Below are 25,007 nucleotides of genomic sequence, written 5' to 3'. Positions count from 1 at the left end.
AAATGAATGTAATCCCGGCTTTTCAACACCAGGATTATCTTGAATAAATGACGGATGTTTCACAAAATTTCAAATATGTCAGCAATTGGAATGCACTTTTTTATTGCGATCAATCCAATTTCCATACTTTCTTTGGTAGAGTAGAATTCACTTCTGCTGAGAAACTGACAGTCAATGGATATTTGAACAATGTAATACTCTCCATTCGTAGTTTGCTGAGGCAGAAAGTTTGAGTTTTTAATGCTTTCCTTACTCAACACAATGCCTTCAATGCAATTATCCTTTGATGAATAAATCCCACTCGTTAAAAGAACTTGTCCAAAAGATGCTTTTAAGTTCCAATAATATTTTTTATCTCTGCTTCTTGCTATTTCAAAAGTTGGTTCTCTTTTCATGTTTTTCGTGTGTATTGGTGTGATTTCATCATCAGTAAATTCTAATATCAATAAAATCCATTTATAAATAATTTAATCCAAAATGAAATACTCCCAGATGCCGAATTCAAAATCATAATTAACCTGTATGCCATTGACACCGTGAACAAGAATGATTCGCTGAATATCTTCAATTGCAAAACAATCACCATAGTCCATTAATTCATCACCAGAGTAAAGACAAGTCGTTTGAATACAATTTATTAAAACAAGTTGTTTAAGAGTAATTATTTTGCTATTTTTGAGTATTATATGGCATTCGCAATCAGTTATTTCAGATCCATTTTCTGAGTCAACAATCATTAAATATCGAACCCTTTCGGATGGATCAATTTGCATTAGAACATCGTTTGTGCAATTAAGGTCTCTTAGTAATTCTGGTATTCCTGTATAATGTTTCATGGCGATCGCTTAGAGATTGTTATCAATTTAACAATGGTCATTATTTATGTGGATTGAATTTGATTCACGCTTCATGTCTGTTCAATTTTTGAAGCCTAAATACGATTTTAGCTAATTGTTTATTGGAAAAAATGACAGAAATATATCTGAGCGAATTATTTATTAATCCGGGTATAATAATTTTCTTTTCAGCAAACAAATCTTTATAAGCTTGTTGTGCTACTCCGATTGGCGAAGACAATAAATTGAATCTGGATAAAATTGAATTCTCGCTGCCTACAGCAGCTTGAAATCCTGTTTTTGTGGGACCCGGACACAATACGGAAATTGTCACACCAGTCCCATTTAGCTCACATGCCAAAGCTTCGGAAAATGAAAGAAGAAACGTTTTACTTGCATAATAAACCGACATTTTCGGTCCCGGGACAAAAGCTGCCAGAGAAGAAATATTAAGTATTTTCCCGTAACCTCTCTCAATCATTTCTGTGACAAAGAGCCTTGTCAACTCAACAGGAGCAATAATATTAACCATCATCACTTTATTAATATCCGTCAGGTTTTGGTCAGAAAAATAGCCATAATCGCCAATTCCCGCATTGTTGATTAATGCATCGACTTTTAAATTCAAAGTTCTGATTGCATCAAATATTTCTCTTGCGGCTGTTGATCGGGATAAGTCAATGGCAATAATATGGATATCAATTTCATAAACCAACAGAAAGTCGCTTCTCATTTTTCGAAGGGTGAGCTCATCTCTGGCAATCAGGATAAGGTCGTATGAGTCTTCAGCAAACAGCAAAGAAAGCTCATATCCGATACCCATAGTTGCGCCAGTAATTAATGCTGTTTTTTTCATGATTGAATATTTTATTCCGATTGCTTTTGACTGCTTTTAATAGCTGCATCCAGTAAGGTTTGCAAGCCCATACGCTTTCTTTTCTTTTTGTTGGGCATACTCATTTGCTCACGGACTTTCTTTTCGTTGTAAATTTTGCGAATTATGAATATTTGGATGAATGAAAATATATTAGCCAGGAGATAGTAATAGCTTAATCCTGCCGAATAGCTATTGAAAAATCCAAGGAAAGTCAGCGGCATTATATACATCAGGGTTCTCATTCCTGGCATACTACCAGAACTGTCGCCCATTAATTTTTCATTTAGTCTTGTGTAAATAATTGTTGAGATTGTCATAAGCAAGCAAAACAAACTGATATGATCTCCATAGAATGGGATATTTAACCCAAGGTCTAAGACAGAATCATAATTCGAAAGATCATCAGCCCAAAGGAATGATTGTTGCCTAAGCTCAAAAGATGCCGGAATGAAATTAAACATCGCAATGAGTATTGGGAATTGTAATAACATAGGAATACATCCGGAAAATGGGTTTACACCAGCCCGCTGGTACAAATCCATCGTTTCTTTTTGTTTTGCTAAAGCATCATCGGAATTTGGATATCTTTTGTTGATTGATTCAATTTCCGGTTTTAAAACCCTCATTTTTGCAGAACTGATATAAGTCTTAATCGTTATCGGGGATAATCCGATTTTGAGAAGAATTGTCAGAATAAGAATAATAATTCCGTAATTGAGTGAATATCCTTCCAGCCAGTTAAATACAGGAATCACTATATATTGATTTACCCATGCAATTGGGCGAAAGCTCCATCCAAGTGGGATCTGATGTTCCAGATGCAGATTATATGGTTTCAGATTACTATACTTATTTGGACCAGCATATATTTGAAAGTCAACGGAATTGTTTTCTTTAGCGTCGTACTCAAAAAACAATGAGGATTGCATGGTTTTGAGATAACATGGGTCACTCAGACCCTTATCCAGCGATTTCAGACATGCAGAAACAAATTTGTCCTTTGCTATTATTGATGTAGAAAAGAACTGTTGTTTAAATGATATCCATTTCAAAGGAGTATTAATAACAGCTTCATCATTGCCGGTTTCGCTTAAATTATCAACTTTGAGGTTTTCTTTGGCATAATAAATAGTGCTTGCAGAACATTCCTTATCCCGTTTTTTTTCTTTTGTTGCCAGATCTGCACTCCAGTTAATTTCCATTGACTGTTTTCCCTCTTTTAAGAAAGCAGCGTTTTCCTGAAAGTCTATGTTTAGATTTATTTGATATGAATTATTAAAAAAAGTATACTTAAATAAAACAGCCCCGACTTCTGACCTATTTTTGTCATATGCCGGGGCTTTTAAAACTACAACAAGAGAATCTTTACTAACATTATCACATAATCTATTTGTATAAACTGGAACAAACCGCATTTCAGAGGTGGAGAGTTTTTCGCTATTAGTGGAAAATGCTAAATCAAAATTGGCTTCGTTATTATAAAAAAACTTCAATGGCATTGAATCGCCAGTCTTAAACTCATTCAATTCTATTTGCTTTATTTCTGCTCCAGTTGATGAAATACTGATGCGCATAAGTTTTGTTTCAAAAACGTAATTCGTGTCTCTGCAAACTGATGTAATGGAATTAGATTCGTTTGATTCTATATTGTTTTTCTCAGTCAAATCACTGCCGTCTGGACAAACATTGCTGCTGCTTTGGCTACGATCATTTCTGATCATCTTAATTTTGCCACGAAGAATTTGCTTTGATGAATGTATAGATATTGTTTTCGCTGTGCAATTCTTGTTTCTCGCGTTTTCAGCGGCGTTGCGCTCATCTTTGACTCTGGGTGTAGTGAAAACTGAAAACCCTATCAGGATCAAAAATATGAGAAGCACACCAAAAATATGATTATTATTTATCATTGGTAAATATCATAATATAAACCATTTTCAATTTGACAGGCATTGATTCTTTACCCATTGAGCCCATTCTTCGTTGCTTTTGTTATTGTTGAAAGTTTTATAAGAAATAGGCCTTCCGATTACCACCTTGATTGTCCTGTTTCGCTTGTTGAAAAATTCATGTGGTAAAAGTGCAAGTTCAAGAGTGGCGTTTATGCCCAATGCTTTGCGAAATTTGAACACAGAGTAAAATAACATAGAGTTTCGGCCAACAAAATGTATTGGAACAATGTCCCGTTGACACTCTACTGATTTGGTTATAAAACTCTTTTTCCAGGTGCTTTCAGCTAATTTGAATTTATTAATTCTGGAAACTAAGCCTGCAGGGAAATGCGTAATTGCAATATCCGATTTATACACTTTTTCCAGTTCCATATAATATTCTCTGCTGTTTTTCCCAAAAACATTTACAGCTGCAATTATTGGTTTCATTTGAGGAATGAGCATGAAAACATCATTGCCAATTGCTTTGAGCTCCCCGTATTTTTGCGCAACAATATTTGTTAACACCAGGCCGTCAGCAATGCCAAAAGGATGATTTGCTACAAAAAAACACTTGCTTTGATCAGGAAGGTTTTCTATTCCCTGAACGTCAATCCGGATATCCATTTCTGCAAGAATATTTGAAAGGAAATCAACACCCATGTTTTGCGAATACTTTGATAGCATGTAATTCATTTCATCCTGTCTAACTATTTTCTCTAATATTGACAAAACCGAATCAGGCATTTTTTTCAGCAACTTTGAATTGCTATTCAAAATTTGCTTTCTGATATCAATAACTTTTTGCTGCATTTTGTTTCTTGTTTAAATATTTTTTTAAATTGACATTAAGCGTATTTCTAATTGATTGTTTTACCATCTGTCGGTTTTTGAATGCCGTTATCAATATTTCTTGTCCTTCCACAATGTAATTGCGAGTTGCCTGAAAAAAGGGGCTTTTCTCATATTTGGATAAATGTTTCAGAGTTCTCAGATGTATGAACTCCATTTGATATCCTTTGGATCGATAAAATAGATACAGGAGTGTCTCTACCCCAAATCTAGACTCCTTCATTTTCGGCAACAGCAGTATAATGTCTGATTTAAACAGGATTCTTTCACCTGTAAGAATTTTCATTGGATTTATTTCTCTGCCAGCAATATTCACGGTCGTGTATCCAAGTCCCATCCGAACCTTGTTATTGCTGTAAAATGAGTCCAAAATAGTTTCAAGATATTCATATCTGGTCTCTCTTTGGTCTGCATCTACAAAGAGAATGGTATCATTCGTTGCATGTTCAATTCCGGTGGCCATAGCATATCCTTTGCCCATGTTTTGTTGCAAAGGAACGTACCTGATTTCGATACCTATCTGTAAACGTTTGATTATTTGCTCTGTTGTGTCAGTTGAGCCGTCATTTACAACAATTATTTCGCATGTCTCGAAATAATCGACAATCGTTAATATAACGTCCATAATGGTTTTCTCCTCATTATAGACGCATATAATCACACTAATGTTATTGGGTCTAATCATTGCTCTTTATTGTTGAGTTTGCTATTCTGGAGATATATGAGAAGTTCTTTAAGGCAGTAGTGACAATCTGGTGTCCTGCTTTGATAAATTCTGTCATTGCTTTAGGAGGAGAAGTTTTTTCGAATTTATTTTGATGAGCAAGTCCCTTTAACAGCACGTACTTTACATTTTTCCCCTCTGCCCGGTAATACAAATTAATGAGAGTTTCAACACCGTATCGGGTCTCCTTCATTTTGTCCACAATTGGCAAAATATCTTTTCTAAGCAAACTACGTTGCCCTGACAAAGACTTCAATGGGTTTTTACGGAAGTCTACCGTAGTTTCACTTGGTTGGCCAAGTACCATATCAACCTCTTTGTTTAGAATAGGAACTATGAGTGTTTCAAAGTGCTCTTCTTTTAAATTTGATAAATCGGAATCAAAGAATACAATAATATCACCGCATGACAATTCAATTCCAGATGCCATTGCATACCCTTTTCCCATATTTTCAACAAGAACAATGTATTTGAAACTGCAATAATTAAGTAGGTTTTTCAAGACAGCATCTGTTTCATCTGTAGAACCGTCATTTACGACAATAACTTCATCGAAAAAATAGTCTGTTGCCTTACAAACTATTTCCTCAATCGTCTTTTCCTCATTGTAAGCACAAATAATTGCGGTGATTTTCGTTTTTTCGTTTGTATTCATAATAATTTAAATTTTCCTCAATAATGCCGTTCCACTTGAATATCCTCCGCCAAAAACCGTGATAACGATATTGTCGTTTTTTGCAAATTTGTCCCAGTTATCAGCCAATAGCAGCGGCGTACTTGCGCAGCCTGTGTTTCCAAGTTGTTCAATATTTAAAAGCACGTTATCAGATTGAATCTTTAATTTGCGGGAAACCACTTCAATAATTCTTTTGTTTGCCTGATGTGGGAGAAAATATTTCATATCATTAGGTGAGAGCTGGTTTCTTGATAACAATTGCTCAGTTTCAGAAATCATAGTTAAGCAGGCATAATGAAATACATCTTTTCCCAACGCCATCCGCAATCCACCCCGAGCTGGCCGTAGCGTAACTGCATCAATACTTTTCCCAATACAGGCTAGGCCTTTTGTGTCAATATCGATCAGGTGTAAATCATTGTTGCCTGTTAATTTACCGGATACCACAACTGCAGCGGCTCCATCTCCCCAGAGAAAGCCGCTTTTGGGATCTTCTAAGTCGTTATATACTGAGTTATTCTCTGATGCTATGATGAGAGCCTTGTTTGCTTTTTTCGAAGTAATAAAGCTTTCGGCAATTTCCAATGCGTTTAGAAATGAAGAACAAGCAGAATTAACATTGAGACATTTTGCATTAGAAATATGAAATTTGCGCTGAATTGTATGAGCAAGTGAGCCAACGGTGTCATATGGGGTATATGTCGCACCAATAATCAAATCAACGTCGAAAATTTCAAAATTGATTTTTCTGACAACATCTTTAACAGCTTCAACAGCCATTGTGTTTGTGTTTTCATGTGGTTGAGTTACCCTTCTTTCAATTACACCACACTTTGCAACAATCTCATCGGGCAACAGCCCTGACTTGATTTTAAAGAATTCGTTTGAGATGATCGTTGCAGGAACATGTTTCCCTACTGCATTTATATATATGTCGGTATTCATATCTTTCCTAGTTTTTACAGCATTTTGATTTTATTGATTTATTTTTCAGGTATACATCTTCCCAGATATCTGCCGTCAGATTTTTCAGTTCACCATCAAAATCTTCAAGTCTTTTGTGATATTCGGAACTTGTCAGGGCTTCTTCAGCTTCTGCATTTTCGCAGCAAATTTTGTCAAGGCTGTCAATTACTGAAATAAACTCTTTGTGGTGATCCCTGTAAATGCATGGCATTAAAAGATTTCCTATTCTGCCGCAATCGTGTTTGATTTTGTATTGTAGTTCGCGCCCGGCTCTGAAGAGTTTTGAATTCATGGCGTCTTCAATGGTTTTACCATTTTTGAACAAATTGTAAATGTTGTCCTGATAATAGGGAACAAATACACAAGGCATAATATTCCCATCCCAGTCTATATGGAAATACCCGCTGGGCGATCCACAGGCTATACAGCCACGTGACATAACTGCGCTGTTCCAAAAATCAGCCACAAAATATTTTTTATCAATCAGGATCTCTCTTTGTTTTTTAAACAAAGCAACTCTTTGTGAAGGCGTGACCATTAACTCTGTGGCTGTTGCTCTTCCAATTGGCATCAGCTGAAATGACCACATATAGGTTGCCCCTATTTCCTTGAAATAGTAATTATAAAACAAATCGCTGGTTAACAGATTAATGTTCTTTTTTGTTGCAGTTACGGAAACACCGAAAGGGACCCCTGCTTCTCTCAGATTTGTGAAGGCCTCAAGAATTTTTGCAAATGCCCCAAAGCCTCTTCTTGCATCTGTTTCATCTCTATAACCTTCTACTGAGATTGCAGGGGTGATATTTCCACATTCGGCGATTTTTTTTGCGACTGATTTAGTAATTAATGTTCCGTTCGTAAAAACCAGAAAAAAGCAATCCTGAAAATTTTTTGCCAGATCAAATATTGTGTACCCTTCGCTGTTGTACAATAAAGGTTCTCCTCCTGAAATGACAAAAAAACGCATTCCCATTCCATTATATAATTGATTGACTACTTTTTCGAGAGTGAAATGATCTATTGAATTGCATTTCTTTGAATCTGAGGATGCATAACAGCCTGTGCAATTAAGATTGCATTTTTGAGTTGGTGAAATCACTGCAAGAGATGGAGGTCGCGATGAGTTTCTGTTAAAATATGCATCTCTTGTTTTTTTTGATCCGTTTCCTTTAAACATTACTGATTCTACAAGCGTTTTAATCAATCGGGCAAGTACAGCTTTTGAGACCAATCCTTTTGAATAATTAACAAATAGATGAGAATACATCGCTCTTACGGCGTAGTATCTGTCTTTAGCCATTTCTTCAGTGAAAGGTTCAACCCTGTCAAACATAATCTTCTTATTAACAAGAGTATCAAGAAGATCCAGTGAAAGTTTTTTGCCCATAGGTATTACTTTCAGGGCATATAAAACAAGTAAAATTTGCTTTTCAATCATGACATATTCATTTTGGTGCAAAAATAACAATACAATTTGACCAATATTGTTTATTGGTCAATAAATAGGAAAAAAATAACAACGTGAAATTACTTAGAATTCTGTAATCCGTTGATTATCACTGTAGATAACTCAATTATTGTATTTTCATATTCATCATATTTTTTTTGCAGAAACAAGGGAACCTCCAACCCTTTCATAACCATAATAAATAAATCAACAGCTGCCGGTACATTATTGATTGAAATATCATTTTCCATAATACCTTGCCTAAGCACGACTGTAATACATTCCCTGTCAAATGATTCAAAATCATCCCTGACGGGCTGTACAAAATGGTATCTTTCAAAAAAATCTGCTCTCAAAGTCTCATGGTAATGAGTCGCTCTGTTTAAAAGTTTGAACCTCACCAGAAAATATGACTCCATTTTTTTTAATGAACATAAATCAGAATCAATAATTTTTGCTAACTCCATTCTTACTTCATTAAGCTCTTTTCGTAGTACTTCGCTATAAAGCTCTTCCTTGCTTTTAAAATAATAGTACAAGACCCCTTTTGCCTTATGAAGGTTTTTGGCGATTTCATCCATAGTGGTTTTTTGAAAACCAAACTTCGAGAAAAAAGTAGTTGCAGACTCAATTATTGAATTCCTTACATCTTTGTTATTCATATTATATTTATCAGACTGCAAAATTAGTGCTTTTATTTTATACAGATTTAAACCCCATAAAACCAGCAGAATCTATTAATACTCAATTGCAAAGACCCGAGCCTGTTTTTCTCAATCCCAAAACAGTCACTGACAAAACTACGAAAAAAGCTACGGCTAAAAGCCAGCTAAAAGAAAGCAACTTGAATTGTCCTTCTATTATGGTTATTGCATCAGGTGTTTTTGAGAAAACCAAAATTAGTATTCCGGGTTTATTTAGTGATAATGCAACCATAACGCGTTCAAAAAAGCTTTCAATCATTTTTTCGTATTTTTGTTGCAACTATAAGGAAAATTCATAGACTTTAGGCTTGATATAGATATGCGTTGATTTCAAAAACTAACAATTTTAACAAATACCCAGCACATGACATCACATGACAAAACGACTCATAAACTAGGATTCTGGTCAGCTGTTTTAACCGTTGTTTCTTTAATATGGTTTTCTATAGCATTTGGACTTTATCAGACAACGTTGCATGCACCATGGCCCGGTATGCAGGCGTATGCAGAAACTTTTAATCCTGCACCTTTTTTAGCATGGGTAGTTCCTTGCTTTTTGCTTACCATTTGTTTTTTAATAACCATTGTTTGTATCTATACCCTTGCTTCACGTGAAAATAAAGCCTGGGAAATGCTTGCTGTAATATTTGCTATTGCGTATACAGTTATTCTTAGCACATGTTATTACATTCAAATGGTTGTGGTCGAATATAACCTTACTCATCAAACAACGGAGGGCCTTTCATTGCTGCTCTTTGCCTCACCGTATCCTCATTCCATTCCCGGTGCAATGGAGGGAGTTGGCTATTTATTTATGAGTTTGTCATTGATTTTTACATCTAAGTTTTTTTCAGGCGACAAACTTTCAAAAAGAATAAGATGGTCATTCCTTTTTGCCGGGCTCACCGGAATTATTGTTTTTACAGATCCGCTTTTCCCGTTACCATTGATTATTACATTGATTGTTGCCATTGCAAATGCATTTCTTCTTATCGGTTCTATGATTCTTGTTTGTATTTGGTTTAAAAAATATGACAAACCTGTAGTGGAAAATGCCATGGAAAAGTAGTGCAACAAATCTGAAAAATGTATACTTTCCCCAAAACACATTTACACTCTTTAGAAAAGACCAGTGCCTTGGAAAGCCGATTCCGGTTATTGCTGCAAAATCCGGAAAAAATATTGAGAAATTATATTTGCCCGGGAATGACGGTCCTTGACTTAGGTTGCGGCACTGGGTACTTTACTTTGGAGATTGCAAAACTGGTTGGAAACAAAGGTATGGTTGTAGCCTGTGATGTGCAAAAGGGAATGCTTGATATTTTAAAACGTAAATTGCATAGCAGCGAATTCAGGGAACGGATTCGAGTTCATCACAATTCGGAAAACACGCTCAATTTGACAGAGAAATTCGATTTTATTTTTGCGTTTTATGCTTTTCACGAAATGAAACACATCGATAGTATTATTGATGATCTTCACAACATAATTAAGCCAGGAACCTTAATCTTTATTTCAGAACAAAAATTCCATGTCTCAAAATCCACTTTCAAAACGATAATTCAAAAGTTGGAAAATATTGGCTTTGAATGCTGCAGGCGGCCGGGAATATTTTTAAGCAGGACTGCAATAATGAAAGTAAAATCGCACCCCCCTGACCAGACCAGTAGCTGTTGAGTTCAACGCCCTTCAAAGCGGATACCCGCGAAAGCCAGTTCTTATTAATACAACTGATTAAACATTTATCCAATCTGTGTCTACAATCTGAACCGATCTTTTCATTTTTTTCCATACCGAATGCTTCTTTGCAACATATGTGGTTTTCTACATTCTTTTCAAGCCTGCACAATAAGCATAAATCAACAATATTCAATTCTGCAGTTCCGATTGAATGAGTGTTGCAAAATGCAAAGCCAGCTAAATCCTTCATTTAATCAACTTTTCATCAAACTCATCTAATAAATTTCAAAATATTTTCGATATAAATTCATCTTTTAACAAAATTCTGTATATTTGGAGTGGAAAGATTTGTAGGAGGGGGGATATGGCTTGGATATCTTTGAGGGAGACAACAGCCCCATCTTTTTTGGGGATAGGAAAGGTTATCCAGCCATTTTTGGGTGAATAACCTTACTTTTTCAGGGATAGAGGTTGGGTTATAAGGGAGTTGCCAGCAAGCGTAGGACCACACGACACAGCAGACAAAGACGAACGTAAACAAAAAAAGTAAACCATTTTGACAGGTGAACGCAGACATAGAAACAATCATAATATCGGACAACGAGTAAACCGACACTCATTGCCAACCCTTCTGTATTTAATTTTTTTCCCCACCGCACAAATAAAATTGAATTTCTATTGCCACTGCACAAATGGCACATTTGCTTTTGTCCCGACCACACAAGCCGATCCTTCGCCAAAAGCAAAAGAGCCATTTTTCCACACTGCTCTATTCCGCAATAAACTTATATTAGTGAACTGAACATGGATAAAGATTTAATCATATCACTTAATAAAAGTTATGCAGACTTGATTCCGCAAAAGGAATCTTTATTGCTTATCGTTTGGCTACACCAAAAAATAGAAAAGGGCTACATTAATGAAGATTTCGAACAAAAAGACCTCGATGATACCATAGACGATGTTGTGGAATTTCTAAACATTACAACAGAAAAGAATAAAGAAAACCTATCCAAAAAACTAAGTAATCATTTTTACATTACCGAAAGAGTTGGAAACAAATATCAAATTCATTTAACGGTTTTTGCAAAGGAGTTTTGTAAACTTCTAATTCAAGAAGTCCAACCTGAAATAAAAAAGTTAGAGTTGTTTCATGTATTCAAACGAACACTACCAATAGTTGATGATGATTTGTCTAGCATTGAAAAATTTAGCTACTGGTTCAGAATTAATTTTCAACCTGCAAGGAAAGAAATATACTCACATACAGAAAAATTAAACAATGAAGTAGCGGATAGAATAAACGAACTAAGCACACTTTTGAAAACCGAAACTGAGAATCCAAAAGAGCAAATTAACTCTTATATGGAAATTTTCACCTTGCTTGAAAAGCAAACAACGGGCATAATAAACACCATTGACTATAAGAATGACACTTTAAGTAAAATAAAGTCAGTAAAAGAACATTTTGCAACAGATGAAGAAACATTTGATGAATTTTCAAGAATGCAAAATGAAGTTGAATATTTTTTTGGCAGTATTGACAGAAGGATTATGGTCATTAACGATAAAATCCAACTTGCTTCAAAACGGCTAAGAAATTTACTTGACACGTTGAAACATAAGCAACTTTTTAAAATCAAAATTGAAAAATTGCTTTTGCTCATGCTTAAATACAGTAGAAACGAAAAAGGAGAAATAGAGCTTCCTGATGTTTTCCAAAGAAAATATTTGCCGTTTATTCCTGTAAAATTTATCGCAATACCTAAAGTTGATTTTCAGTTTTATGCTAAAGCTGAACCACAACAACAAGAATACGACAAACATCACGAACAATCTGAAAGAAGAAAAGGTCTTGCATTGCTTGAAATTCAGGAAGCAACTGCAAAATGGTTAGATAAAATGAATACTGAAATAGAATCGGGATTTAAAATTGAATTTGACGAATGGTTTGACAAAATCGTTGAACAAGAAAATAATCTTGAAGTGCCTATTCAGGTATGCTTCGGTTTAATTGAAGAACATAATCAATCAGACCAAAAAGCAATATCTATCCAAAAAGAAGAAGTAACAAAAAATAAAAACGACATAACATTATGGAGAATGCAAATGCAAACTATCCGTTCTTAAATTCGGAACAAGCAACAAAATACTTTGCAGATGCAGACATTGCATTAAAGCAAGGGAGACATATTCAAGATTTTGGAACGGACATTCGTTTATTTTCTTTCATAGACGAATTTTACGATAAAGGACTTGAAGATTATTACAAACAATTCTTCGGAATGAACTTAGTAAGTGATAAAAGTGATAACGGTAAATTCTATTATTTAGATTTCCCAGATGACGGAAAAGGAAAATTTGGGAAAGAAAACCGAAGCAAAGAATTAGAAGATGATAAAGTGATTTTTGCTATTCTTTTTTTGAACCTTTACAAAGAGAGATTTTTTGAACAGAAAGAATTTACTTGGCAAGAACTTGAACAAATTTTTAAAGAAGGAGAACATAAAGAACTTTGGCAAAATATTCTTTTTAGCAAAGTGAAACAAAATTACACGCCAAGAGAAGAACAAGAGGTAAAAGATAAAGTCAGAAGAATCCTTTCCGACTTTGAAAAATTGGGATGGATTGTTTTCAAAAATCAAGAAGAAATCCAATTTGAAGTTTTGCCAAGTATTGAACGAATAAGCAAATTATATGGAGATGTAATTGACAATTTAGAATCTATTGAAGAGTATTTGAACAATGAGCAGTTATCCTAAGATATATTCCATATCAACCGTAGGCGTTCGTCAGCATGAAAATGCTGACTATTTGTTGCATGATGTCAGAACTGATTTTACGGGCAACAACGGCTTAGGCAAATCGCTTATTGCTGATTTGTTGCAATTAATATTTATTCCCCTTAGGGATGAATGGAAGCCTGGAACAGAGGGCTTAGACAAAGACGATAGAAAAATTGAAACAATTCCGTTGGAAAGAGATTGGATAAGCCACGCATATTGTTTTTTAAATATTGAAAAATCAAAAGGGAAATTTATAACAATAGGTATTTTAATTCCGAGAACATCACGAGTTCCCGTAAGACCTTTCATTGTTCAGAAAGGAGATGATTTTGAGAACAAAAAAGTAGCTCTTAAGCCTTTTGAACAACCTCTAAATTCAGAAGATTTCATTGCGGAAAACTTACACATTTATGATTTAACTGAACTTAAAAGAAACCTTAAAAAGAAGCACGACATTTATTTAAAAGATTTCTTTCAAAGAGAGCAAGTGAATGAATATTTTGAGTTGCTATTCAAAAATCATATTTTACCTTTTGACTTAACGAAAGAAGCAAACTTAAAATCATTTGCAAAGGTATTACAGTCATTTGCAAAAGCGAAGACACTAAAAATTACAGACTCAAGAAGTTTGCAAAATTTCCTATTTGAAGATGATGAAGACATAAAAACAACTTTTGACAATCAGAAGGAAATTTTAAATCAGCATATCCGAAATTTTCATCGTGCCGACCAAGAAATTAAAATTTGGGAAAGGAAACAGGAACTTTTAGAACACCTGAAAGGAAATCACGAAACCTATGTAAAAGCAAAAGAGAGTTATTTTTCAAAAAATGCACATTTGCTATTTAAGAATAAACTAGAAGGAACAAAAGCGTTTGAAGAAAATGAAAAGATAAAAAACAAGGCATTTGACGAATACAACAATGCAAAAGGAACTTATGAAACACAATGCAGAGAATCGTATGCTAAAATGATTGAGCAAAAAGAAATTTGTAATGAAATACGAAGCAAGCTCGAAGATGAACAACCAGAAGCAGGAAAACAAAATATTGAGAAACTTAAATTACAACTTGATAAAAATAAAGAGTTCAACAAACGTTTAGAAAATCTTTCTTCGGTAATAGAACAATTTAAAACACTTGATTTGATTAAGTCAGCTTTTGATAATCAGGAAAAAGTAAAACAACAAAAATCTAAATTAAACCAATTAAGAACGTGCAGTCATTACAAGAAATTTGAAACTTCAAAGTGGATTGATGGTTGCGAATCTGCATATGAATACTACAATCAGCGTAACTTATTCTTACAGGAAAAAATTGAAACCTTGAAGGAGATATTAACCTTGTATGAAGGAAAAAATCCCGATTCAATTTTTCATTGGGCTGTTAAGCAGAAATCAGCATTGACAATTGAACAGGAAACCGTTTTAATGGCGTTCAAAGAAATTTACATAAAGAAGATTGAAGCAAAAAACGGCAACAAATTTTCTTTGAATCCCAAAGCATTGCTAAATTCATACGAAAGGGACGGAAACGGAATTTGGATTGTTCTTGGCGAAGTTTCAGAGTATTTTGAGTTAGTCCCTAAACAACTATTCAACGATAAAGACAAATTAGAAAAGGCTATTGAAAGTGATAGAGAAGTTATCAGAAATGAAATTATAGTATATGAAAGGGAACTTCGTGAAAACAGGGAATTAAATGCAGGTCTTATACAAATCGGATTAAATCAAGAACTTATTGACATTTACATTAACCGTTCACAAATTGAAGAATTTGAAATAGTTAAATTTTTAACGGAAGAAAATATTCAATTCATTGAAGATAATTTTGATTCTTTTTCAAAATTGAAAACACTTATTGAAGAATCTAAAGAGTTAGACGATAAAATTACCGACATCATTAAGAAAACAGATAGAATTGAATCTTCATTAAAAGAAAACACTAAAGTTCTAACACCTTTACTTACCGACATCAATGAGTTAAAATCTGAACTACAACAGCCAATTGATAAAACAGGTTTGAATATTAAGGAAATCAGCAAAGAGCAACTTGTTGAAATGAGGGATGAAAGAGAAAAAGAAATCAGACAAGCAGAAAAAATTAGACAATCAACAAAGAAAAAACGAGATGATTCACTTTCTGCATTCAATAATGCAAAAAGTCAAACTTATTCCTTGAAATTGGCTAAAGAATCTTCGGAATCTAATTTCAATATTGCAAAACGAAATCTTGAAGAACAAACCGATTTGCAATTTGATGAACTTCTAACATTAGGTGATATAACAGAAGAAACCGTTTACATATTCAAAGAAGAATTTGACAGCTCAGAAAAAATGTATCAGCAGGAATACATGACCGTAGCTGCAACATTTGATGAATCAAAACCAGAAAAGAAAAATCCTGAACTGTATGATGGGAATGGCATTTCTTATTATAGCTATCAAACATTAGAAAATGTATTGTGTGGGAAAATAGGTTTAAGCGGCTTGACTAAAGAACTTAATCAACTTAACACACAACTCCTTACTTTAGGAGAATTACAATTAAAGATTCTTACAAATGTTTTTGGACTAGTCGAAAAACAATATAAAACATATGAGGATACTGTCCGAAGGTTGAATTTCTTCTTTGAGAAAAATAAAGTTAGTGATGCGTTCCAATTTAAAGTTGGATTTGAATCACGTAAAGACATAAATATTGACTGGATTGAAAAGATGAAAGCAAGAGGCAGAGTTCATAAAGAAGGTGCTGACTTGTTTACCCTTCCAGAAGATTTTCCTTCTAATGAAAATACTCCTGAAAATCTGATACGAAATATTGCGAAGAAGTTTTATGGTTCGGTGAATGCTGACACATCTCAACTTCTTAATCCAAAATTTTATTTTTCATTAAAGGTTAGAATGGAAGATGAAAAAGGGAAAAAGAATACTGGAAGTGGCGGACAAGCATACACAGCTTTAGCACTTCTTTGCATTGGAAGGTTGTCAATAGTTCAAAAGTATCAAGAAATAAATCAAGGAGTAAAATTCATCATCATTGAAGAACTTTCAAATATTGACGACACTAATTTTAATATTTTCCCTGACATAGCTAAACAATTTGGATATCAGTTATTGACAATGACTCCAAAACCGTTTGGCTCATACACCAATGATGAATGGTATTTGCATATGCTTGTTAAAGGTAAGCAAGACAAAGACCGAAACTATACACCAATGAGTTTCTTTAAAACGAAATTCAGAAAGGTTGAACTTGATAAACATATACAAGAACAAAATGAAGTGGAAAGCATTAAAACAACTTAATCAACTTTATAAAGAGGGGGAAACCTCAAATGAGTTACTTGGTGTTCCTTTGGGTAAAAGGATTTTGGAGATGGAATATGTAATTATTGAAAATAAAAAAACAATTTCCAAAACAAATTATTATGACAGTTTCTATTCTGAAAATTTGCAAGAAAAGTTTAGAAATTATTCAGAACTCATTGAAAGATATAATCTCAATGATACAAATTTTGAAGAATCAGAACTAAACGCACTTTTAAAAATTGAGCAAACCAGAGAACAAATTTTAGATTCAAGCAAAAGTCAAAAAGAGATTTCAACGCTTTACTTTGACAGTGCAAAATACTTAACCAAATCAAGCAAGTTATACAATGCTGTTTTAAGTGTTTTAGAAATAAATGAATTACCGATTGACGAACACGACCAACAGTATTTAAAAATACTGCATTGCAAGAGCAGAATTCCCAAGACAATAATTCTATGTGAAAATGACAATCAAATCAAAAAAGAAAGATTGTATGATGTAGAACTTTGGTATGTAGGAGGAAGAAATACCGCTAAATTACACTACGTTATTGAACCTGAAATCCCATTTTATTATTTGTGCGATTGGGACAACAGAGGAATTGAAATTTACCAAAGTATTAAAAGAATCTATTTTCCCAAAATTGAAATACTCGTTCCTCAACAGCCAATTAAAACATTAGACAAGATTAGAGAATGGAAAACCGAAATTGACTATTCGCTTTTCCCCAAATATGCAAAGGAACTTTTGGCAAAACTCATTCCTGAGAAATGGATTGAAGAAGAAAGTATAAATCACGAATTATTGAGAAGATGATGCAGCTTCAAATTTCATACTCGACAGAAGGAAAATTAAAGTCATTAAGCGAACGACTGAAGTATTTAGCTCTGAATAATAATTCCTATAAGGATTACATTGACCAAAATGTGAAATCTGCAAATCTGCAATTCAATCTTTCGTTAGTTCTCACTCACATTATTCTCAATTTGAATTTTTTTGAAAGAAGTAAGAATGTCTTTGTTGAAATAATTAAAGAATACAACAATGCAAACAATACCTCATTAACATTTGAGGAATTTGAAAAAGCAAATTGGATAAGAACAGTTGCGGAAGAAGTTGTAATGCCTGAATTAGTTCGACATTTTGTGTGGCAAGTTGGTTATTATGAAAAAGAAAGTAAGCCAATAGAAATTCCTGCTGATAAAACTGATTTAATCCGCTGTTTGCAAATTTATTATCAAAGGTGTTTCGTAGAGTCCAAACTCACAATTTCGAAATCGAAATTGGAAAATGTTTTAAATAAACAATTTTCACATGGAGTAACAAAAGAAGGCCTTGTTGAAAGAGATATTCTAGGACTTGATTCTAAAAGTGGATTGTATTATTGGAAAGGCAATGAGTATTCAAGGCATTTAAGAAATGAAATAGCTTCTACCCTTTGGTTAATTCTTGGCGGTGAAGAAGCAACACTTAAAGAATTTAGGATTTATTTCAAATACATTCATGGGGCAGAAATTTGGGTTGATGATGTAGATAGCTTTCTAAGTCATAAAAACACATCAAAGATTTGTGAACTTGCTGCATCGTTATTAAATTCAGAGGGAGATTTACTAAAGTCCCCTGATGAGTTTAATAAAATTTGGCTTGATGCCAATAGCTATCAGCACATTGATATTAAAACAGAAATTCCAGTTGTTGAATTCAATTATGAAAGTGCTTTAGATTTTATTGAGAGTGTAAATTATCACAAATGGCAGTTTCATAATGCATTTGACTATCAAAGAACAAGAAGTTACTGCCATTCGCTACTTCGGATAATTGTTGCAAATGACACTAAGCACCCAACAAAGTATGAAAATGTTTTAAGGATCCTAAATGATACTTCAAGACCATTTTTGCTTTGGACATTATACTGTGACATTCAAAGAGAATTTTCTTTTGTAATCCCCTACCTACTAACTGATACGGAATTAATTCCTATTGCTTTCAGGTTGATTGACAAAATTGAAATTGACAACGTTGTTTTATCAGAGCAATCAAACAACGACCGAAAATTTGAAGAAAGTTGTGAAATGAAAAATCAGTTGTGGAATGAGATGTTTGATTTCACATTTGAACAACTTGCTTCAACTGCATCTGACGATATTGAAAGGGGAGAACTCATTGCAAAAATTCTAATTGACTTAGCTGAAAAAGTGTTCAGCATAAATACCAATAATAGTAACAGTATCATCAATCATAATTCATTAAGGAAACGCTATGATGGAGTTTTAAAGAAGTTAAGCAACAAGAGAATTGTAAATGCTAATATCTATCCAAGTCCACCAATCAAACCAAGAGTAGTTAGTTCTCTGTTACCTCATATTATCAATTACTTAAAAAGAAAATTTGAGGCGATAAAACCAAATCACACAGAGTTCTTGCATCTGAAATCGGGACTTACTGATTTATCAATTGAAGTTTTGAGACTTAGTAATCTTCGCATTTCTGAAAGTGAATTATTAAAAAAACAAAAGGAAAATAATGAAAGTGCCACAAGGGATTTAGTTTCTTTATTGGGAATCTATCTATCCGAATTTTACTCACAAATAGAAATTGATGTTCAGGGTTACATTAAATCAGGGATAGAAAAAAGAAAAGTAAAAAGAGGAATGAATGATTTTGGTTTTGAGATTATTGATTGGGGCTACTTGTATTTGCATTTTGAAAAAAATGATGTCCTTCAAAATCTCACTGATAATTTTACTACTGCATTAAACTTTAATACTACTGGAAACAAATATGATGAGCAAAACAAAGAACAATTTGAAAAGATAAAACTATACTTGAAATCATTGATGCTTGGTTTCATCTCTATCAACCAAAAAGGAGATTTACTTGAAATTGATGGATTACCTGTAAAAACCACATTAGATAAACTTGAAAAATGGATAAAAGAATTTTCATTAAAGTTTTCTATTGAGGACATACCCCAAGGTAGGATAGATGTGTTTAATGAAATGTTCAGCGTATTTGGATATGACATGTATTACCAGCATCTGACATCATTACTTTATAGAAGTATCAATTACTTCAATGGAAAGGAGCAAAATCAATTTGTTCAAGATTTTTTCTTTCATAGCTCGGATACAGGAAGAATGTTGACGGCCTTAAATATTTTGGATTCAAAAGAACTCCGTGACATTATTTCGAAACGAATAAGCGAAGTGAAAATTGAAGATTTTATTGAAAATAGTTTTACAACTACAGAATTACAATACGCTTTAGTGGAAGCAGTTAATTCTGCCAATCATTGGGAGTTAGCAAAACCATTGATAGAAAGAATTCAAAATCACTTTAAACATGTCAAGCACAATGACGAGCAGACAAATTATTTTTTGTTTGAAGTAAATCTACTTTTAGCATTCAAGGAAAAGGATTTTAAAAAGCTTTCTGAGCTGCCGATTCCCAAAGGTGAATTCCAACATCAAAGAGGAAACAAGAAAGCGGAGAACATTAAAAAATTCTTTATTGCTCTTTACAAAATTTACAACGATAAAAAATATGATGAAGCCATTTTGATTTTGAAATCATTATTAACAGATGAAACAAAAAACATTCGTTATGCTTTTCATCTCTATCATGCAGAAACCCTTAAAGCGATTGAAGTATCATGAATCTAGTTTTATTAAACCAAGCAAATCAAGAGTGGGAGAACTTCGTCAGTAACTTAACTAACGAGGAAAGAAAAGGGCTTTCTGAATTGGGAGAACCAATTGCCAGTAACAATCTTTATTTTTTCGCTGCTTCAAAAGACACAGTTAGGTTTGACCAAACCGTAAACAAACTTTCAAAAAGATATTTGTTTGATGAAGAAATAATTCCAACCGTTTACAAATTTTATGTTGAGAGAGATTTACATGAGCTGGCTTTTGATTATATCAAAAAAGCCAAGGAATACTTAATCGAATCTGGAACGCCAATTTCAAGTATTGTTCAAACAATCATTGACACTTCAATAACATCCGAAGTATTAGAGAGCATAAAGAAAAGTTTAGTGAATATTAGAAGTATAAAAGCTAAAGACCTTCCATTAACTACACCAGACATTGTAAATGACAAAGTAATTTTAAGCGAATTTATTTTGCATGAAATCGTCCAGGCATCGAAAGTGCTGCTTGACAAAATTCAAGGCATAAAGACAATTCCTCATGAAGATAGATACAATGACTTGCTTTTGGCTACACTTAAATTAAGATTTCAAATTTGGGCTTGGAGTATTCATGACCAAGCGAGAAAGGGAAGTTCACCAACAGGCAAAAGTGCAGGAGAAACAGACATTACCATAGAAGCAGGTAACATCACAATTGCCTTATTTGAAGCTTTAATTCTGACAGGAAAGGATAAAACCGCAACGCAAAAGCATGTGCTTAAATCATTTTCATACGCCAAAAATCTTGACAGATACTACATGATAATTTATTTCAAAGGAGCAATAACAGCATTTGATACAACTTGGATTTCTTATAAACAAGATGTTTCAACAAGTGCTTTTACTACAACCTTTGTTTTTGACACTGCAAAGGACTTTGAAGATTTATCTTCTAAATTTGATGAGGTCAACCACTTAAAAGTCGCCAAGTCAGTTCATGGAAATAATATTGAAATGTATCACATTATGATTAACCTTTCTGAATAACAATGAAAAGTTATCGCACAAAAGCACACACATTATCAAGCCGCACAAGCCAACACACAAGCCAAAATTTGGCAAAGAGTGTTCTTTTCCCCACCAAAGAAGAAATTCAATTATTTTCTCCTTCCCTTCTGAAATAATTAAAACACCGACATACAAACTAAAACAACAATGACAATAAAAAGAAACAATGACAATGGTTTACAGACACGGTGGACAAGAATGCCAGCTGGTAACAGCGGTTTTGCGTCATGCGGGGTGACGGTGGAAAATTCTAGGCGGGTTTTCCCATTTTACATTAGTGCTGTGTTGGCAGTATTATGTCATGAAATCCTTCACGAATGCGTATCCATTAACGGTTACTAATAATAATGTAAATGAGCCTACCAATAATTATAGACAAATCAACTTTCCAGTCTCTAAGCTTTGAGGAGATAATTTTATTACATAATTATTATAGACCAACAATTACTCCTATTTTAACAATGGAGATTTTGGGGGATTTAAAAAAAGATTTTGATGGTTCAAAAACGGCAAGTGAAAGAGTTAAAGATTTTGCAAACAAGTTATTGCCTTATAATTCTGCAGTTAGCATTTTTTATAGAGAAATTTTGGTAAATGACTTAATATCTGGAGACACACCATTAACCTATTTTCCAATACTTGGTTCCTCCCAATTAGTAAAATCAGAATCAGGTAAAATAGGGTTTCATTTTAAAGAGTCCCCACAAGAAAGGGCTTTATGCCGTTGGAGAGATGGAAATTTTATCGAGGCAGAAGCAGAACTAGCTAAGATTTGGAGAGACACGACAACAGAAAAGGATCTTTTAGTTAACCTTAAGGAGTCATTAAAAATTGAAATAGAAATTGAGGAAAAGTTTAAGAATATAGATGAATTAAATGAATTCGTAAATCAAATTTTAATTGACGATAAGCAACAAATCAACATCTTAATATTTATCATTTCCGAGTTTGGGATAACTAATGAAGATGCATCAAAAATATTATATCGTTGGAGTCAATCAGAATGTAAAAATCTAAAAGTATTTTCGCCGTATGCTCTCCATTGTGGAAAAGTAAAGATACTGTTTGATTTAGCATTAAGGTTTGATTTAGTCGGAACCCGTCCTACCAATATGCTTGATTTACAATACTTCTATTATTTGCCGTTTGCAAAGATATTTACGAGTAATGATAAATTTCAAAAAATCCTAGCTCCATATATTATTGATTCTAATCAAGACTTTATTGATGGCCAGGAATTAAAAAAGGATTTAAAAAATCTTATCGAATACCGTAAAACACTTTATGACAAAAAAGATATTGAAAGAACTCAAAACGAACCACCTCTATTACCGGATTCAATAACGTATAAATTATGGAAAAAACATTTTGACTGGCCTCCAAAATTCAAACGGATAAATTCTTCTATTCCGAAAGATTATAAGGAAAAAATGGACGAATTTATCGATGCAAAAGAAACGACAGCGAATTCAAGTAAAGAGGCAAACGAAAATGTATCGTTTATAGTGAGAGAACGTAATGTGAAACTAACCGATTTGTGTTTTTGTGGAAGTGGCAAGATGTTTAAGGATTGTCATCTACCAAAAGATTATAATGAAAATCCCACCAAATACGGATGGTCACATTTTTTCACATAGCATTGCGATTGCAGTGACTTGTATAGAGTGGTTTCTCTCCGTAAATGTATTCGTACTGACAATCTCAGAATAATCCACTTTTAAAACTTACAACATGCAGTTATCATTAATTTTTGACGTATAAGCTTCAATCGATGGTAAAAAATGGGATTGTCCCCAAAAGTGAGTAAAGCCAGGCTTCCTTAATTGCGAAGTACAAATTGTTTATTTAGGACAATAGTTTCACTTATTCCCTCATAATTCATAACGATTCTCCCAAAACCTCCGGATCTGGCTTATCCAAAAACTCATAAATCATCGCCACCTGCCATGCAAGCAGTGGCCGGCGGGAGAGTTTGAGTTTATTTTCGATGGGTTTGAGCCATTTGCGAAACGTGCTTCGGCATACGCCGTATTCGGTGGCTATTTCTTTTTGTGTTTTGACAAGCTTTTTCATGATTTCTATTTTCTCAGTATAACGCACCGTTTCGGCGCGTGTTTCACTATAGATTTTTATTCCACTTGTTGCTTTACTTTTCGTTTGTTTGCGCTTTATAGGGGAGGGTTTTTTGTGGAAATATATAGTGCTGAAGAATGTTAAACGAAATGAATTCTTGTAAAAGTTCGTCAAAGAATGTAGAACTTTGTATTACACTAATGTAAAAAGGCGTATCTTTGAAGATATATTATGTAAAGTCACAATTTTAATGAAAAAAAGCAGCAAATTTTATCTTGACCCGATCATGGAACCGGAAGATGCCTTTTCGCTCATGGAGGGACTTGCCAGAACCATCGACCTGAATTTCTCGCAGGATTTTGTGGTAAGTGATGTGGGCGTAAGTTCACGCATTTTGAACAACTGGAAAAATCTTGGACTGATGTCGAACAGACTCAGAATTGAGAACAGCATTTACCGGTTCAGTTTTGTTGAGCTGATATGGATTAATATAATAAAGGAACTTCGTGAATTCGGGTTTTCATTACCTAAAATAAGTCTGGTCCGGCAAACGCTGTTGATCTCGACTGATTTTTCAGAATATTTCCGAAGCATCACGGTTAAAGAAAAAAATAGTTTGCTGAAAAGGCTGAACACTTTGCGTATCCGGGATGAACAATCCAAAAAACAATTCATCGAAACAATGCGGCAGTATCTGGATGACAAGGAAAAGCAGAAGGAGCCCGTTTATACCAATATCCTGAACATCATTATCAATGAGTTTATTCTTTACCGTGAAGAAGTGAAATTGCTGATCGACGTGAACGGAACAGTGATTCCAGTGATTGAAAGCGAAAAAGACAGCCCCGTGTATGAAAAACTGATGGATGATACCGGCTTTGACCGTGAGTCGTATATTACAATTTCGCTGCTTAAATTTTTCAGAAAGTTCATTCTGAACAAAAACTATTTTGAATTTGTTCGTGACAACAGAATCCTGAATGAGCATGAAACCCACATTCTGGCACTACTGCGCGAAGGCATGGCCAAAACAATCACCATACGGTTCAAAGACCAGAAGCCCTATCTGATTGAAGTGACCAGGGAGAAAAAGATACATGCCGAGGCAAGATTGTCTGAAATTCTGATCAGGGGCGGATATCAGGACATAAGTATGAAGACGGAGAATGGCAACATTGTGATTACAAACATTACCTCAAAAATCAAACTGGACCAATGAAACAATACCGGAAAAACCGGACAATAAGCGAAACGGAGCATTTACCGGATACACCGGAATTGTTCTGCATCAGCCGGAACCATGTTAAACATAAAAGAATGCAGAGAACTTCTGAAAGAAAAAGGCAAAACATATAATGACGATCAGGTGCAGGCCATAAGAGATTTTCTCTATAACCTGGCCCGGATAAATGTTCAATACATCAAAGAAAAACTCAGGCAAAATGAAC

The 25,007-nt window shown here is 34.0% G+C and carries 22 protein-coding genes; 11 read left to right on the top strand and 11 right to left on the bottom strand.

Annotation, left to right across the window (positions count from 1 at the left end):
* Window positions 1-59 precede the first annotated feature (59 nt).
* From A2W93_07750 to A2W93_07705, 10 genes are all read right to left on the bottom strand, one after another.
* Entirely contained in the window at window positions 60-446 is a 387-nt protein-coding gene (locus tag A2W93_07750; protein ID OFY53062.1) for a hypothetical protein, read from the bottom strand.
* Window positions 447-467: 21 nt separating this feature from the next.
* The gene (locus A2W93_07745; GenBank protein OFY53061.1) at window positions 468-773 is read right to left on the bottom strand and encodes a hypothetical protein; all 306 of its coding nucleotides are present in this window, start codon (window positions 771-773) and stop codon (window positions 468-470) included.
* Window positions 774-900: 127 nt separating this feature from the next.
* Complete coding sequence (locus A2W93_07740; GenBank protein OFY53060.1) at window positions 901-1,692, bottom strand: hypothetical protein; 792 nt, start codon at window positions 1,690-1,692, stop codon at window positions 901-903.
* 11 nt (window positions 1,693-1,703) lie between these two features.
* On the bottom strand, window positions 1,704-3,620 hold the full coding sequence (locus tag A2W93_07735) for a hypothetical protein (protein ID OFY53059.1): 1,917 nt from the start codon (window positions 3,618-3,620) through the stop codon (window positions 1,704-1,706).
* 27 nt (window positions 3,621-3,647) lie between these two features.
* Window positions 3,648-4,454, bottom strand: coding sequence for a hypothetical protein (locus tag A2W93_07730; GenBank protein OFY53058.1), 807 nt, complete (start codon window positions 4,452-4,454; stop codon window positions 3,648-3,650).
* Entirely contained in the window at window positions 4,435-5,178 is a 744-nt protein-coding gene (locus A2W93_07725) for a hypothetical protein (protein OFY53057.1), read from the bottom strand. Before A2W93_07725 ends, A2W93_07730 begins: the two co-directional genes overlap by 20 nt.
* Window positions 5,171-5,872: a hypothetical protein gene (locus tag A2W93_07720; GenBank protein ID OFY53056.1), complete on the bottom strand. Its 702-nt coding sequence runs from the start codon at window positions 5,870-5,872 to the stop codon at window positions 5,171-5,173. Before A2W93_07720 ends, A2W93_07725 begins: the two co-directional genes overlap by 8 nt.
* 6 nt (window positions 5,873-5,878) lie before the next feature.
* Complete coding sequence (locus tag A2W93_07715) at window positions 5,879-6,826, bottom strand: hypothetical protein (GenBank protein OFY53082.1); 948 nt, start codon at window positions 6,824-6,826, stop codon at window positions 5,879-5,881.
* Between the two features lie 19 nt (window positions 6,827-6,845).
* A complete protein-coding gene (locus A2W93_07710) occupies window positions 6,846-8,297 on the bottom strand; it encodes a hypothetical protein (GenBank protein OFY53055.1) in 1,452 nt (483 codons plus the stop codon).
* Window positions 8,298-8,386: 89 nt separating this feature from the next.
* A complete protein-coding gene (locus A2W93_07705; protein OFY53054.1) occupies window positions 8,387-8,968 on the bottom strand; it encodes a hypothetical protein in 582 nt (193 codons plus the stop codon).
* Between the two features lie 26 nt (window positions 8,969-8,994).
* Here A2W93_07705 and A2W93_07700 point away from each other — a divergent pair, with 26 nt between their 5' ends.
* The 10 genes from A2W93_07700 to A2W93_07655 all read left to right on the top strand — a co-directional run bounded on the left by A2W93_07700 (window position 8,995) and on the right by A2W93_07655 (window position 23,123).
* Window positions 8,995-9,309 carry a hypothetical protein gene (locus tag A2W93_07700; protein OFY53053.1) on the top strand — a complete coding sequence of 105 codons (315 nt, stop codon included), beginning with the start codon at window positions 8,995-8,997 and terminating at the stop codon, window positions 9,307-9,309.
* Between the two features lie 65 nt (window positions 9,310-9,374).
* Entirely contained in the window at window positions 9,375-10,079 is a 705-nt protein-coding gene (locus tag A2W93_07695; GenBank protein ID OFY53052.1) for a hypothetical protein, read from the top strand.
* Between the two features lie 17 nt (window positions 10,080-10,096).
* Complete coding sequence (locus A2W93_07690) at window positions 10,097-10,687, top strand: hypothetical protein (protein OFY53051.1); 591 nt, start codon at window positions 10,097-10,099, stop codon at window positions 10,685-10,687.
* An 807-nt stretch (window positions 10,688-11,494) separates the two neighbouring features.
* Window positions 11,495-12,820 (top strand): hypothetical protein, encoded by a 1,326-nt coding sequence (locus tag A2W93_07685; GenBank protein ID OFY53050.1) that lies wholly within the window; start codon window positions 11,495-11,497, stop codon window positions 12,818-12,820.
* The gene (locus A2W93_07680; GenBank protein ID OFY53049.1) at window positions 12,787-13,452 is read left to right on the top strand and encodes a hypothetical protein; all 666 of its coding nucleotides are present in this window, start codon (window positions 12,787-12,789) and stop codon (window positions 13,450-13,452) included. Before A2W93_07685 ends, A2W93_07680 begins: the two co-directional genes overlap by 34 nt.
* Complete coding sequence (locus A2W93_07675) at window positions 13,436-16,783, top strand: hypothetical protein (GenBank protein OFY53048.1); 3,348 nt, start codon at window positions 13,436-13,438, stop codon at window positions 16,781-16,783. The genes A2W93_07680 and A2W93_07675 overlap by 17 nt, the downstream gene beginning before the upstream one ends.
* The gene (locus tag A2W93_07670; protein ID OFY53047.1) at window positions 16,755-17,603 is read left to right on the top strand and encodes a hypothetical protein; all 849 of its coding nucleotides are present in this window, start codon (window positions 16,755-16,757) and stop codon (window positions 17,601-17,603) included. The genes A2W93_07675 and A2W93_07670 overlap by 29 nt, the downstream gene beginning before the upstream one ends.
* A complete protein-coding gene (locus tag A2W93_07665) occupies window positions 17,600-20,443 on the top strand; it encodes a hypothetical protein (protein OFY53046.1) in 2,844 nt (947 codons plus the stop codon). Before A2W93_07670 ends, A2W93_07665 begins: the two co-directional genes overlap by 4 nt.
* On the top strand, window positions 20,440-21,465 hold the full coding sequence (locus A2W93_07660) for a hypothetical protein (protein OFY53045.1): 1,026 nt from the start codon (window positions 20,440-20,442) through the stop codon (window positions 21,463-21,465). The genes A2W93_07665 and A2W93_07660 overlap by 4 nt, the downstream gene beginning before the upstream one ends.
* 482 nt (window positions 21,466-21,947) lie before the next feature.
* Window positions 21,948-23,123: a hypothetical protein gene (locus tag A2W93_07655; protein OFY53044.1), complete on the top strand. Its 1,176-nt coding sequence runs from the start codon at window positions 21,948-21,950 to the stop codon at window positions 23,121-23,123.
* A 241-nt stretch (window positions 23,124-23,364) separates the two neighbouring features.
* Here A2W93_07655 and A2W93_07650 read toward each other — a convergent pair whose 3' ends face one another.
* On the bottom strand, window positions 23,365-23,733 hold the full coding sequence (locus tag A2W93_07650) for a hypothetical protein (protein ID OFY53043.1): 369 nt from the start codon (window positions 23,731-23,733) through the stop codon (window positions 23,365-23,367).
* A gap of 76 nt (window positions 23,734-23,809) precedes the next feature.
* On the opposite strand from A2W93_07650, the gene A2W93_07645 reads away from it, so the two are divergent.
* The gene (locus A2W93_07645) at window positions 23,810-24,778 is read left to right on the top strand and encodes a hypothetical protein (protein OFY53042.1); all 969 of its coding nucleotides are present in this window, start codon (window positions 23,810-23,812) and stop codon (window positions 24,776-24,778) included.
* Window positions 24,779-25,007: the final 229 nt, after the last annotated feature.

This window comes from Bacteroidetes bacterium GWF2_43_63 (assembly GCA_001769275.1).
GTDB lineage: Bacteria > Bacteroidota > Bacteroidia > Bacteroidales > DTU049 > GWF2-43-63.
Note: the sequence above shows the minus strand (reverse complement) of the source record. Positions and strands in the feature narration are given on the sequence as shown.